Here is a 14,731-nt window from a genome sequence, read left to right as displayed (position 1 = left end):
ATTGGCAGAGAAAAACATAACTGTAATTCCAGCACGAAAAAGGGTCGGAAGTACAGCCGCAAAAGAAAAAGTAAAGAAACTGCGTGTTGCTGCTTATTGCCGTGTTTCTACAGAAACTGAAGAGCAGAACTCAAGCTATGAGGTGCAGGTAGCTCATTACACCGAGTTTATAAAGAAAAATGCTGAATGGGAGTTTGCTGGCATATTTGCAGATGACGGCATTTCAGGCACGAACACGAAAAAACGAGAAGAGTTCAACCGCATGATTGATGAGTGCATGGAGGGGAACATCGATCTAGTTATTACAAAGTCCATCAGTCGATTTGCCCGTAACACTCTGGATTGCCTAAAATATATTAGGCAGCTGAAGGACAAGAACATATCCGTATTTTTTGAAAAAGAGAACATCAATACAATGGATGCCAAGGGGGAGGTGCTTCTGACCATTATGGCATCCCTCGCGCAGCAAGAAAGTCAGAGCCTTTCTCAGAATGTTAAACTTGGACTTCAGTATCGATATCAGCAAGGGAAAGTCCAGGTCAACCACAATCGATTTATGGGGTACACAAAAGATGAAGAAGGAAACCTAATAATTGTTCCTGAAGAGGCTGAAATCATTAAGCGCATTTACAGAGAGTACCTTGAGGGTAAAAGCCTAGCAGGCATTGGTAGGGATCTTGAGAAGGACGGTATTTTAACAGCTGCAGGAAAACCAAGATGGCGACCGGAGACCATAAAGAAGATTCTCTTGAACGAAAAGTACATCGGGGATGCCCTATTACAGAAGACCTTCACCGTGGATTTTCTAACAAAGAAAAGAGTCAAGAATGAAGGCCATGTCCCACAGTATTATGTTGAAAACAGCCATGAGGCAATCATACCGAAGGAACTTTTTTTACAGGCTCAGGAAGAACTTCATCGAAGGAATAATATTTACACGGGGGCAGATAAAAACAAAAGACTCTATAGCAGTAAATACGCTTTGAGCACCATAACCTTCTGCGGAGATTGCGGGGACATTTACAGACGGGTGTATTGGAATATACGCGGTAGAAAAGAGTTTGTATGGCGATGTGTTACGAGAATCGAGCAAGGCCCTGAAACGTGTAAGAACCGAACAGTAAAAGAAGGTGAATTATATGATGCAGTAATGACTGCCATTAACAGATTGCTTGCCGGTGGGGACAACATGATAAGAATACTGGAAGAGAATATACATGCGGTAATCGGTGATACCACGGAATATAAGATTTCAGAGATTAATGCTTTGCTTGAAGAAAAGCAGAAGGAAGTAATCAACCTCGCCAATAAGGGAAAGGATTACGATTTTCTCGCAGACGAGATAGATAGGCTTCGTGAAGAGCGACAGAGCCTTCTTGTGGAAGATGCATCCTTAAGTGGTGAGAATGAGCGGATCAACGAACTGATAGGATTTATCCGCAGGAACAAATATCGCACCCTACTGTATGATGACACTTTAGTAAGGAAGCTGATCCAAAACGTCACGGTGTACGAAGAACACTTTGTGATCAGCTTTAAATCTGGCATTGAAATTGAAGTATGAAAGACGAATTGAAATAGCCCATGACTCATAAAAGAGCTGTGGGGTTTATTATGGTTATGCAATTTTGAGAAAATAGGAACTAGAATTTACAGTTTAGTTGTGAACTAGAATTTACAGTTTAGTTGTTGACAAAATTATAAAAAAATATTATTATAACTATATAAATCGTACGAACGACCGAATTGTGAGGGGATGATATTGTGTTTTCTGAAACAAATGAACAAACTCAATCGGGGAAAATATTATTAGCAGCTTATTCTTGTATATCGACTAGCGGTTATGCCAATGTTTCAATGAGAAATATCGCCGATGAAGCGGGAGTAGTATTAAGCCAATTAAATTACTATTATAAAAACAAGGAGGGATTGTTTAAAGAAGTTGTAAAAATGATGATTTCAAAATACCTAAGGGAGATTGAAGAATCATTAAAGCAGCAAAGTTCTCCTCAAAAGAGAGCAAGAGGCCTAATTAATTACTTTAAAAACATGTTGCAGCATAATCCGGAACTTTTTAGATTGTTATACGATTTTACAGGTTTAGCTATTTGGTCCCCTGTGTTCGGCAGCTTGCTTAGTGAATTATTTAAAGATTTATCGGATATGATTGAAAAGCATCTTTTTAATGATCTTCAAATAAAGGAGTTAAAAGGTTACTCTGCAAAAACTTTGTCTCGCTTGATTTTGGGGTCGATGTTTGGCACAGGGATTCAGGTATTACTTGACCAAGACGAAGAATTACCTGAAGCATTAAACGCTATGCAAATATTATTTGAATGATTTCATGAAAGTGAGGTAGTTTATTATGTCAGGATTATTTGAAAAGTCAGTCAATTTAGGTCTGGGGTTGTTTGCTTACTCGAGAGAAAAAATTGAAGAAGTAGTTGATGAATTGGTGAATAAAGGTGAAGTGGCAAGGAAAGACGCAAAGGATCTGGTTAATGATTTAGTGAAAAAAGGCGAAGAACAACGTGAAGATTTCAAGAAAATGGTAAAGGATGAAGTTTTAGAAGCTTTAGATGCAAAAGGTATCGCCCGCAAAGAAGATCTCATGGAAAAAGAGGACTTCAGAAAGATTATAAAAGAAGAGTTAATTGACATATTAAAAGAGAAAGAAATAGCTACAAAGAAGGGCATAAACGAGTTAAAAAAATAGGATTTTGATTGGCTAGTTAAAAGACAGAACAACGGTAGGTTATTAAATGTTGGTATGTTTTTTAGCTGAGCAATCTATTAATTAGGAGGCGTTAGAAATGGGGATAGTTATTGTTACCGACTCAAATTGTGATTTACCTATTGAATATATTTCCCAAAACAATGTGCATGTTATTCCATTTACCTATGTACTAAATGGGATTAATTATACAGATGATTTTGGGAAATCATTAAGCTATAAGGAGTTTTATGACGAAATTCGAAATGGAAGTATGCCAACAACTGCTCAGATTACAACGTATACTTTTGAAAATGAATTTAGAAGTTTTGTTTCAAAAGGAGATTCAGTTATCTATATAGGTTTCTCATCTGCTCTAAGTGAAACGTTTAATAGTTCTGTTCTAGCTAGAAATGAAATAATGGAAGCGGACCCAGAAGCAGATATAACAGTGATTGATTCGAAAAGCGCTTCTGTTGGTCAGGGCTTATTGGTGTATTATGCGTGCGAGATGTTAAAACAAGGAAAATCTAAACAAGAAATCGTAGATTGGATTGAGTCTAACAAACTTAAGGTAAATCATTGGTTTACTATAGAAAATTTGGAACATTTAAAGAGAGGGGGGCGAATATCGCCCACCAGTGCAGCTATAGGTGGTTTGCTTGAAGTTAAACCGGTTTTACATGTCTCTAATGATGGAAGTCTTAATGTTGTAAAAAAAATTAGAGGAAGAAAAAAATCAATCAAGACTTTATTTGAAGAATTTAAAACACGTGCCATTAACCCAGAAGAACAGATGATATACATCGCTCATGGCGATTGTATAGAAGATGCAGAGTATCTAAAATCTCTGATTCTGAGTGAGACAACGCCCAAAGACATGGTAATAAATAGTTTGGGGCCAGTTATCGGTACTCATACTGGACCAGGACTGGTTGGCTTATTTTTTTTAGGAAAAGAAAGATAGTAATGTTGTCTGCTCCACTAAGATTAAAAAAGGTATATTAGCTTACGTTTAGGCAGATATAGATGACAGAGCATCTTTTCAATCTATATCTGCTATTTCTATTGAGAAAAATGAGATTAGGCTGAGTGGTGATAAATGATGGCGGTTAGTAAATATAGAAAATTTAAGAGATCCAAGCAAATTGTCAAGGTATTTGTAAATCATGGATTTGGCACCTTAATGGACAGATTGGGCATCCTCAATTACCTTAAAATAGGTAAGCAAACTACAAAATATGCAGAGAGGGAAATTTCAAAATTATCAGTTGGTGAGAGGTTGAGATTATCTTTTGAAGAGTTGGGACCGACATTTATAAAATTAGGTCAAATCATGAGTACTAGACCGGACTTATTGCCTCGTGACATTATACATGAACTGGAAAAACTCCAAGATGCTGTAGCTCCATTTCCTATAACCGAAGTAAGAGAAGTAATAGAATTTGAGTTGGGAGATAAACTTGAAAATATATTTAGAGAGTTTAAAGAGGAACCCATAGCTGCAGCTTCTATTGGTCAAGTCCACCGCGCAAAATTATTATCGGGTAAAGAAGTGGTAGTAAAAGTTCAAAGGCCAAATATAGAGAAAAATATCGAGCTTGATTTAGGTATATTAAAAGATCTGGCAGATTTTATTGATAATCGAACTAGGTTTGGGAAACTTTATAGCTTTAGCAAAATGACTGAAGAATTTGAAACTACTTTAACGAATGAATTAGACTTTAGAATGGAAGGAGAAAATGCAGAAACATTTAAAGTGAATTTCAAGGATGATTCCACTGTAATTGTTCCAGAGATTAGTTGGATTCATACGACTAATCGTATTGTAACAATGGAAGAAATCAAAGGGACTTCGTTAAAAAAAATTGAAGCATTAGATCAATTGGGGTTAGATAAAACAATTATTGCAAGAAATTTAGCTAACTCTATTCTATATCAGATATTGCGGGATGGTTTCTTTCACGGTGATCCTCACCCGGGAAACATTATGGTGCTTGAGAATAATACAATAGCATTTTTAGATTTAGGTATGATAGGACAATTGAACACTCATAGGAAAAACCAATTCCTGAAAATGTTGATGGGAATAACGTTGAAAGATAGTAAACTGATTGTTCAAGCGATTATTGAACTTGATGCAATGTCAGAAAGAATCAATATGAGAAACCTGGAAAAAGATATTGATCGATTGAGAGATCAAGTATTGTCAATCCCATTGAGTCAAATAAAAATTGGTGAAGTTTTTAATGAAATTTTTGATTTGGCATTTTCTTATAATATTATGATTCCTGGAGAATTTACAATGCTTGCCAAATCCCTTATCACCTTGGAAGGGTTGGTTGAAAAATTGGATCCAGAGCTAAATGTCTTGGAAATTGCCGAACCTATTGCGGGAAAGCTGGTTTTTACATTAATTACCCCAGAGAAAATTGGTAGGGAAATCCTGGGTGGCGCTATGGACTACAGCAATCTTGTTCGAAAATTCCCTTCTATTTTCTTGAATTTTCTAGATAAAATGGAACACGATGATTTTACAGTGCAACTTAAGCTTAAAGAGGCAGACCGATATGCGCAAAAGCTTGATAAGGCATTTAACAGGTTATCAATCAGCCTAGTGTTGTTATCCTTAAGTATAGTAATCGCAGGAACAATCGTTGGATTAAGTTTAACTGATGTGGAAGGGTCTAACTTTATAACAGTCGCAAGTACAACACTAAGATGCAGCCTTATCCTAGCATTAAGTACCTTTGTGGCATTGATTATTGCAATTTTAAGATCAAAACGAATATAACCTAATCAATGAAAATTAACTTTAGAGGTGAAAAATTAATATGGTAGTTGATATGATACTTTTTTTTGCGATTTATTCATTCTTAGGATGGGTACTTGAAACTGCATTTGCAAGTATAATACACAGAAAATTTATCAATAGAGGCTTCCTGATAGGACCCTTTACACCGATTTATGGATTTGGCGGGATTCTTATCGTTTCATATTTTAATTGGAGTCCATTTTCTTTAGAGGATAAATCTTTATTATTGATTATGAATTTGATTGTTTCAATATCCTTAGTCACATTATTGGAGTTTGTTACTGGATTTGCATTGGAAAAAATATTCCATTCAAAATGGTGGGATTACAGCGATAATTTTTTGAACCTTAAAGGGTATATATGTATTAAATACTCAATTTTATGGGGAGTGCTCGCCTTTATATTAATTCAGGTAGTCCATCCAATTGTTACGAATTTGGTTCACATAATTCCGGTTCAGTTTAAAAATTCTGTTGCTATCATTTTCATTGTTTATTTTATTATTGATACTACAAAATCTATTGTTGATGTATTGGATTTAAGAAAAACAATTTTACTTTATTCTGAGCTATCTGTGCGCGTATATAAAGAAAAGGTTATAAAATATAAAAAGATATTTCTTGCCTTTCCTAAATTGTTATTCCTAAATGCGGGTATTATAAATCGCGATGTGAGGAGAATTTTGAATGGTAGAGTTAATAAAATCAAAACTGAATTTAAAAATAAATTTCAACCTTAAAAAAGAATATTGCGATTGTGTTCATGATTTGATTGAGCATGAAAAGGTAATGTCTATGGAAAACTATATGCAACATGGAGATATAAGTTGTTATGCTCATAGTCTACACGTGTCTTACATAAGTTTTCGATTATGCAAGAAACTTGGACTGGATTACTTTTCTGCAGCAAGGGGTGGACTTCTTCATGATTTTTTCTTGTATGACTGGCATGCTGATAAAAAAACTTATACTGGGCTACATGGATTTGTTCATCCTGGTATAGCAGTGAAAAATGCTAATGAGTATTTTTCGCTTAATAATATTGAGAAGGATATTATTGAAAAACATATGTGGCCATTAACATTAAGGCTACCAAGATATAAGGAGTCATATGTTGTCTTAATGGTAGATAAATATTGTGCCTTTTCTGAAACCTTGAAATTAATAAGCAAAAAAAATACTAACCCGCTTAAAACATACGAAAGCAGAATCAGCAAATAGTCTACTATACGTTTAATTAACTGAAAAGGTATTAGTGACTGATATGTTCCCACATACGATATCCAATCTTAGATATGTTTCCGAAAACGACCCTTTATAAAAAAAGGGCTTGAAAATTTTTATATGACAGCTATGACCTCATCTCCAAGCATGTGGAGACGGTTGTACTTCTTTCCCACAAAAAAGCAGACACGCATATCAACGTAAATGTAGAGTTTGGCGAGGGTGAAGGGAAAATCCCTGTGGGTAAGATTGTTGAAAAAGCTGGGGAAAATAATGGATTTTAATAAAATATCATAATATTTGAGGCTAAGTCTGAGTCAATAAAATGGCACGTAAACTTAGCCTCTTTTTTTGTATAATACTGGGAATATTTTGATGAAACGTGTATAATAAAAGAAAAGTGTGCAAGGAGTATGAATATGAACTCTGAAATTATAATGTACCAGACCGAAGATGGATTGACAAAAATAGAAACTACTTTTGACAATGATACCGTTTGGCTATCCATTGACCAAATGGCTGAATTATTCCAGCGTGATAAATCCACTATCTCTAGGCATATAAAAAATATATTTAACGAAGGGGAACTGATAAGAAATGCAGTTGTTGCAAATTTTGAAACAACTGCAGCTGATGGTAAAACATATCGAGTTGACTATTATAACTTGGACGTAATTATTTCTGTGGGCTATCGTGTAAAATCTTTACGGGGCACACAGTTTAGAATTTGGGCTAGTAATGTTTTAAAAGAATATATGAAAAAAGGATTTGCCATGAATGACGACCTTCTAAAAAATAATGGTGGAGGAGTTTATTTTGATGAATTGTTGGAGCGAATTCGTGATATTCGTTCATCAGAAAAAGTATTCTGGAGGAAAGTTCTTGATATCTAGGCGACAAGCGTTGATTATGATCCAAGAATGGAATCTTCAATGTTGTTTTTTAAAACAGTGCAAAACAAAATGCATTGGGCTGCACATGGACAAACTGCGGCAGAAAAGATTTACTACTCGGCAGATGCAGATAAACCTTATATGGAATGCTTAGTTTTGAAGGAGAACAGCCTAAACAAGCGGATGCATTAGTAGCAAAAAACTATTGTACAGAAGAGGAGTTATCTGCATTAAACAGCATAGTTTCTGCTTATCTTGAATTTGCTGAAATGCAGGCGAGAAGAAGAATCCCGATGTATATGTCAGATTGGATTGAAACATTAGATGGATTTCTGAAATTGTCCAAGCATGAAATTCTTACTCATGGGGGAAAGATTAGTGCTAAGACTGCTGAACTTAAGGCTAAAGAAGAATATAAGAAATATAAAGCTTTAAATATAAGTGATGTTTCAAAGGCAGAGAGAGATTACATTAAAGCATTAGAAGATATGGAAATGAAACTGCTAGGGGAAGGAGATAAAAACTAAGTGTGAATTATAGTAATAATAAGAAGTCTAACAACCAGCTTTTATGAGATGACTTTGTTGGTGAGTTTATTAAGAAATTGTTTTAAGAGAATATGAAATGTAAAATATTCACATAACATTTAGACAAATAGGAATTTATTGAGCAGACAGGCATAATTAAAAGCACAAAAACTGGTCTTAGGTAAATTATAGGAGGTTTATAAATGAACAAAATAGTTAAGATTAGGAATGAAAAAGAAACAGATTATGAGAGAGTAGAAGAAATCACGAGGAAATCTTTTTGGAATTTATATATTCCGGGGTGCAATGAACATTATTTAGTTCATGTTATGCGATCCCACAAGGACTTTGTGCCGGAGTTAGATCTGGTGATTGAAGTTGATAATCAGATCATCGGGAATATAATGTACACAAAAGCAAAACTGGTTGATGAGTCAGGGGAAGAAAAAGAAATCCTTACCTTCGGTCCGGTTTGCATTATTCCGGAATACCAAAGAATGGGTTACGGGAAAATGCTTATAGAGCATTCTTTTGAACAGGCGGTTTCACTTGGTTATGATGTGATTGTAATATTTGGAAACCCAAGCAATTATGTAAGCCTTGGCTTTAAGAGTTGTAAAAAGTACAATATCTGTCTTGAGAATGAAACATTCCCAGCAGCAATGATGGTAAAAGAACTGAAGCCGGAAGCTTTGGACGGGAGGAAATGGGTTTATTATGACAGCCCTGTGATGAAGATAGACGAACAAGAAGCCGAGCGCTTTGATGAGAGTCTGGAAAAAATGGAGAAGAAATTCCAGCCAAGTCAGGAAGAATTTTATATTCATAGCCATTCTATTATACAGTGAAATTCCTTTAGTGGTATAAAGATAAGCTATAACTTCTAATTTTTAGATTAGATTATGAGCATAACCAAAGTCAGACAAGGCAAGTCGGCTTCCCATTATGTTTATTAGTAGAGAGGTTTCTAATTTTTCCATAAAACTATCAATCTACTTTAATAAAATTTCTTGATGATAGTTTGTGGGGATATGTTTTCAAATTGTAATACCGACGAGACGGTAGTTTTGATGTCAAGGAAATAGAGAAGTGCACTCGGGAAGGCTTGATATAAGCCTTTCACGGGTTTTTACACAAAAAACTGTAAGCGGAAAAACGATGATTTTTTGCTTTAAGGAAACATGTCCAAGATGGCATTTAGATCCCGTAAGAGCGGATTAGATGTCATCGGATGTGTACAGAGCAGATTGGATGTCAGTAGTTCGCGAGTGGTCGATTTAGATGTTTTTTTTAAAATCCGAGGTTTTGTGGTTAGGATTGATTTTTAAGGTTGAGTTGATAAAACGGCCGTGTAATAGGCTAACCAACATAGCCGAAATTTGATTAGATGTTTATTAGCTATAATGCTAAATGGAAAGATGAATTCATGTTATAATAGAGATTGGGAAGTGTGGCAAATTTGAATGTACCGGGCGTCTTTGAGCAAAGATTATTTATATTTGACGTAGAAAGGAATACAGTGCAATGAAAAAAAGTCTATCCCAACTTGTAGTTTTGACTGTGATGTTTGTCATTACTATTGGAGTGGTTTTACTAACAAAAATCCCATATGCCAACGCATTCTTTAACGAAGCAGCGGCAATAGTTATTATATTTTGTGCTTTCTTGGCTATAGATGTATTGCGCTGGATTATTCGCATGACGATAGAAGGTGCTGTGACACAATCGAAAAGGCAGGAAATCAGTTGGACAATCGGCGCGGTGGTGTGTATGGCCTATTTTTTGTGGCGTACGTGGCATCGCTATTCCCTGTGGCAGGTTTGCATAGTGGCGGTGGTGTGTGCTGTGTTGATGCTGGGACTACTGGTACGACTATTTAGTCGGTGGGATGCGGATTGTGTACGCTGGAACACCTGGGCTGGCTGCTGTTTTCTGGTGACGTTGGCCATCGGTATGAGCGTGCTACTATGGAAACCAATGACTGTCACAGAGGCGGAGGAATTGGTCGTTGCATCTACAGGTGATAACAGCTATGCCTTTCAGTATATAGATTCTTCAAAATCGCCTGAATATCCTTTGGGATTCTATCTCTGCCACCGCAAACGAACAGACGGCAGTTGGAGTTCTGACGGTAGGGGGCGAGCCGTGGTGTATCTGGGTGAAAATCAAGAAAACTGGCGTAGTCCAGCTCCGCAAGAATAGGGTGTCCATAACAGCATAGAGTGGGTAAATATATTTCTGCCTCTACACTGCACTTTGCAGATATGATAATAACATTACGAAAACTCTTCTCTATCTTCATCTAAATCAATTAGACACAAGAAGATAGCCAATAGTCGAGAAAAAACGGGGAGAAAACCTGGCGGTCAGCTAGGCCATAAAGGTCACTGTAGAAAAAAACAAATCCCAACTTCTGAACCCGTCTTACTGCTTCCACCACAAGAAATTCTTGATGATCCTGATTTTAAAAAGACATCAAAAACGATTGTAAAACAACATGTAAGAATACGTTTGGTATTGGATGTAACAGAATATCGTGCTGATGTTTATTATAATACCAAGACAGGTGAACGGATTCATGCCGCCTTTCCACCAGGCGTTGTCAATGATGTGAATTACGATGGAAGCATTAAAGCATTCCTGTTCCTTTTGAATAATGACTGCTGTACATCGATTGACAAAAGCAGAAAGTTTCTGTCTGACTTAACCGATGGAAAACTTGCCATTTCCAAAGGCATGATTAACAATCTCTGCAAAGAATTTGCAGAGAAGTCTGAGCAGGATAGAAAAGCAATGTTTGCAGATATGCTGCTGTCTCCGGTCATGCATACTGATTGTACGAATGCGAAAGTGAATGGAAAAAGCGCATATGTATTCATCTGTGCAACGCCCGATGGAAAAGCCATGTATTTTGCACGTGAGAAAAAAGGGCACGAAGGTGTTAAAGGTACACCAACAGAGGAGTACCAGGGAATCCTTGTGCATGATCACGAAAAAACATTTTTCCGTTATGGCACGGATCATCAGGAATGCCTTGCCCATGTCCTTCGTTACTTGAAGGACAGTGTTGATAATGAATCTGACCGTACATGGAACAAAGAGATGTGTTCACTGGTACGTGAAATGATCCATTACAGGAATGGACTTCCTCCCGAAGGAGAATGCAGTTCGGAGAAAATCTCTGAATTCGAAGGTAGATATGACGAGATTCTCCAAAAGGCAACAGAAGAATATGAATATATACCGCCAAGTACATACTATAAGGATGGATATAATTTATATCTGCGAATGAAAAAATATAAGTCGAATCATCTTCTGTTTCTTCATAATCGCAAAGTTCCAGCAACAAACAATGAAGCCGAAAGATTGCTTCGAAGCTATAAAAGGAAACAGGCGCAGGCTATGTCATTCAGGAGTCAAGAGAGCATCGATAATCTCTGCCAATGCATGAGCATGCTTGTTATGATGCGGCAAAAAGAAGAAGCGAATATATTCGACAGAGTATCCAGAACATTTGGATAAAGAAAAACCGATGGTTTTGACATGTATAAGTCTAAACCATCGGCTTATTTAGTTCAAGTTAGCCTCTGAACAGTAACAATTTCATGATGATAACAAACCAGATGCACCGCTTTTTTATGCAACAACGCATGGTGAGAAACATCATCTTTCGACGGATACGGTAGAGAAAATGCTAAAACGCTATGCAGCAAAATGTATATCAAATGGAACAAAGATGCCCTCAAGTGTCCATTGCCATATGATTCGAAAAACGAGAGCCATGAATTTGTATCAACAGGGAATTCCATTGACACATATACAACAACTGTTAGGACATGAGAATATTTCAACCACCTCCGGATTCTATGCTTTTGCAACACTTGATACCTTAGCAAAGTCATTAGAAAAGGCTAATGAGAGCCAGACCGCTAAAAAGTGGAAAGATAAAAAGGTGATGGAAAAACTTTATCGCCTGTAATCAGCGAAATACTATACCGAAATTTATGCTAAGAAACCAGTAGAATGATACTTTCAACAGAATCTCGGTATAGTTATTTTTTCGGTATAAGCAATGCTATACCGATTTCGGTATAGCATTGCCTGTGGCGCAACTGATTTTCGCAAGCAGATAGAAGGACTGGTGGCGATTGTGAATCTACAATTCAGGCTTGATCCATTCTCAGACAGATGTGCCTTCATCTTCTGCAACAAAAGAAAAACAGGCATTAAGGTTTTAAGATATGATAAAAATGGTTTTATTCTGGCCAGCAAGAAGCTGCTGGAAGGAATGAAATTTCAGTGGCCAAAGAATCCGGCTGAAGTAAAAGAGATTACATTCCAGCAGATGGAGTGGCTTCTTCAGGGATTAGAAATGGAACAGAAAAAGGCACTTTATCCTGTTGAAATGAGCGCCGGAAAAACCTGTTTTTAAGCTTCGTGAATATGACAAATAAAAGCCAGGAAACACGCATAAAATCAACACTTTTCAGTTCATCAATATCGTTGGAAATATAGATAAAGTCTGTGAAAAATGGTATACTTAAATCAGCTGAAAAAGAAGGACGAGTATACCCATGACAGAGAATGAAGAACTACAAATGCTTCGAGCCTTAGTTGAAAAACAAAAGAGAGAACTGGAAGCAAAAGATAAAATCATTGAAAAACAGAATATTCAGATAGAAAATATGATACAGGCTCTTCTGCATGCCCGTAAGAAACTCTTTGGTGCTTCTACAGAGGTTACCAAACATGTAGACGAACAGATGAATCTGTTTGAAACAACACAGGAACTGGCAAAGGAACTATTTAAGGAACAGAAAAAAATAACCGTTCCAAGCTACCAAAGAACTGCAAGACAGCCTGGTGTCAGAGCCGAAATGCTTGCAGGTATTCCGAAAGAGGTGGAGGAATATATTATTCCTCCGGAAGAAAACTGTTCCGAGTGTGGAGAAGCACTGAAAGTTATTGGTAAAAAACTTATACGCACCGAAGTGGAATTCATCCCGGCGAAGCTGAAAGTGGTACAGGTTGTCCAGGAAGTTGCCAAGTGCACCAGATGTGGAAAGGAAGGGAGTGAAAATCCCAAAGACCATTTCCAAAAAGCTGCAGTTCCAACTCCGGTTCTGCCACATTCCATAGCAACTGCATCCCTTGTGGCGCAGGTCATGTATCAGAAGTTTGCAATGGGGATTCCTTTCAACCGTCAGGAAAAGGACTGGTACCGTATGGGATTGGTATTACCAAGAGCTAACATGGCGAACTGGACGATCCGATGCAGCGAGGAATGGTTGACTCCGATTTACAACCGAATCCATGAGGAACTTTTAAAATGTGAAGTTCTCCACATGGATGAAACGAGAATCCAGTGCAATAAGGAAGAGGGCAAGAAAGCTAGCAGTGATTCCTTTATGTGGGTCATTCGAAGTGCAGCTTGTGAGGAGATAAAAGGAGCATATTTTTACTACTCCAGAACCAGAAGCGGTGAAGTAGCAAAAATGCTATTAAATGGTTTTCATGGATATTTGACCACAGATGCATATGCTGGTTATGAAAAAGCCGAGGGAATAAAAAGAAATTTATGTTGGGCTCACTGCCGCAGATACCTAATCGAAAGTATTCCACTGGATAATAAGGGAAAAGAAATCCCAGGTTCCAAAGGTGCTGAAGGCAGAGAATTCATTAATCTTCTCTTTAAATTGGAAGATGAGATGAAGGAATTAACATATGAAGAAAAGAAAGAGAAGCGTCAGGTGGCGTCACGAGCCATCCTAGATGCCTTTTGGTCGTGGGTTGAAGAAACATCTGCTCTTTCTACTACAAATGAGAACCTGACAAAAGCCCTTAATTATGCCAAAAACCAGAAAAAATATCTGGAAACATTTTTGGAAGACGGAAGACTTCCCATCTCGAATAATTTATGTGAAGCAAATATTAAACCATATGCTACGGCAAGAAGAGCTTGGCTCTTTGCTGATACACCTAAAGGAGCAACAGCCAATGCTATTCTCTATACAATAGTAGAATCTGCAAAAGCAAATGATCTGGATGTGTATGAATATCTAAGATATATCCTAGCGTCGATCCCGGATACAGATTTTCATAACTATCCTGAAATACTAAATAAGTATCTGCCCTGGTCAAAGGAATTGCCAGAGAAATGCAGATTGAATCAAAGAAATAAAAAGTGCTTCCAAAAATGATAGTATTAGCTTACCACAATGAATATAACGCGGCTATACGTCATCTTTTGAAGCCCTTACAAGAAATATATTCTTTTATTTTTGATCTGTCTAGATTAATTGATGAGCAATAGAGTCTTTTACTTCGTCTTGCTGCCAGACAAAAGAAGAAAAAACGCAGTAGTGCTATTCGTAGGAGATTGGTACTTCTAAGCAATGTTTATATATCATTATCAGAGTAAAATCATTTAGTATATCGAGGGTATGTTTTCCTATACGGCACATGTGGAGTGCGTAATAGGAATGCAAAGGAAAGATACGTAGAAATCCTTAGTTTTCAGCACTTTGCGCGATATACTACTTTCACCACGGATGGCGATG

General features: G+C 36.9%; 12 protein-coding genes and 2 pseudogenes. All 14 read left to right on the top strand.

The window, feature by feature from the left end:
• The first annotated feature begins 1 nt into the window (after window position 1).
• The gene (locus QKW49_RS03335) at window positions 2–1,564 is read left to right on the top strand and encodes a recombinase family protein (RefSeq protein WP_282866169.1); all 1,563 of its coding nucleotides are present in this window, start codon (window positions 2–4) and stop codon (window positions 1,562–1,564) included.
• 200 nt (window positions 1,565–1,764) lie between these two features.
• The gene (locus tag QKW49_RS03330) at window positions 1,765–2,340 is read left to right on the top strand and encodes a TetR/AcrR family transcriptional regulator (RefSeq protein ID WP_282866168.1); all 576 of its coding nucleotides are present in this window, start codon (window positions 1,765–1,767) and stop codon (window positions 2,338–2,340) included.
• Window positions 2,341–2,365: 25 nt separating this feature from the next.
• Entirely contained in the window at window positions 2,366–2,716 is a 351-nt protein-coding gene (locus QKW49_RS03325) for a hypothetical protein (protein WP_282866167.1), read from the top strand.
• A 97-nt stretch (window positions 2,717–2,813) separates the two neighbouring features.
• Entirely contained in the window at window positions 2,814–3,680 is an 867-nt protein-coding gene (locus QKW49_RS03320; RefSeq protein WP_282866166.1) for a DegV family protein, read from the top strand.
• Window positions 3,681–3,815: 135 nt separating this feature from the next.
• Complete coding sequence (ubiB, locus tag QKW49_RS03315; RefSeq protein ID WP_282866165.1) at window positions 3,816–5,507, top strand: 2-polyprenylphenol 6-hydroxylase; 1,692 nt, start codon at window positions 3,816–3,818, stop codon at window positions 5,505–5,507.
• Between the two features lie 40 nt (window positions 5,508–5,547).
• Entirely contained in the window at window positions 5,548–6,267 is a 720-nt protein-coding gene (locus tag QKW49_RS03310; protein WP_282866164.1) for a hypothetical protein, read from the top strand.
• Window positions 6,215–6,748 carry an HD family phosphohydrolase gene (locus tag QKW49_RS03305; protein WP_282866163.1) on the top strand — a complete coding sequence of 178 codons (534 nt, stop codon included), beginning with the start codon at window positions 6,215–6,217 and terminating at the stop codon, window positions 6,746–6,748. The genes QKW49_RS03310 and QKW49_RS03305 overlap by 53 nt, the downstream gene beginning before the upstream one ends.
• A gap of 416 nt (window positions 6,749–7,164) precedes the next feature.
• Window positions 7,165–8,171 (top strand): annotated as a pseudogene (locus tag QKW49_RS03300) (virulence RhuM family protein).
• Window positions 8,172–8,374: 203 nt separating this feature from the next.
• Window positions 8,375–9,019, top strand: coding sequence for an N-acetyltransferase (locus QKW49_RS03295; RefSeq protein WP_349239070.1), 645 nt, complete (start codon window positions 8,375–8,377; stop codon window positions 9,017–9,019).
• A 676-nt stretch (window positions 9,020–9,695) separates the two neighbouring features.
• Window positions 9,696–10,373, top strand: coding sequence for a hypothetical protein (locus tag QKW49_RS03290; RefSeq protein WP_282866162.1), 678 nt, complete (start codon window positions 9,696–9,698; stop codon window positions 10,371–10,373).
• A 309-nt stretch (window positions 10,374–10,682) separates the two neighbouring features.
• Entirely contained in the window at window positions 10,683–11,693 is a 1,011-nt protein-coding gene (locus tag QKW49_RS03285) for a transposase (protein WP_349239069.1), read from the top strand.
• 121 nt (window positions 11,694–11,814) lie between these two features.
• Window positions 11,815–12,150 (top strand): annotated as a pseudogene (locus tag QKW49_RS03280) (tyrosine-type recombinase/integrase); the annotation flags it as partial.
• A 93-nt stretch (window positions 12,151–12,243) separates the two neighbouring features.
• Window positions 12,244–12,603 carry an IS66 family insertion sequence element accessory protein TnpB gene (gene tnpB, locus QKW49_RS03275; protein WP_282866161.1) on the top strand — a complete coding sequence of 120 codons (360 nt, stop codon included), beginning with the start codon at window positions 12,244–12,246 and terminating at the stop codon, window positions 12,601–12,603.
• A gap of 142 nt (window positions 12,604–12,745) precedes the next feature.
• Window positions 12,746–14,371, top strand: coding sequence for an IS66 family transposase (locus QKW49_RS03270; RefSeq protein WP_282866160.1), 1,626 nt, complete (start codon window positions 12,746–12,748; stop codon window positions 14,369–14,371).
• The last annotated feature ends 360 nt before the right edge of the window (window positions 14,372–14,731 follow it).

It is taken from the genome of Petroclostridium sp. X23 (genome assembly GCF_030013905.1).
Taxonomy (GTDB): Bacteria; Bacillota; Clostridia; order SK-Y3; family SK-Y3; genus X23.
The sequence above is the reverse complement of the archived record's forward strand: the minus strand, read 5'-3'. Positions and strand labels throughout refer to the sequence as shown.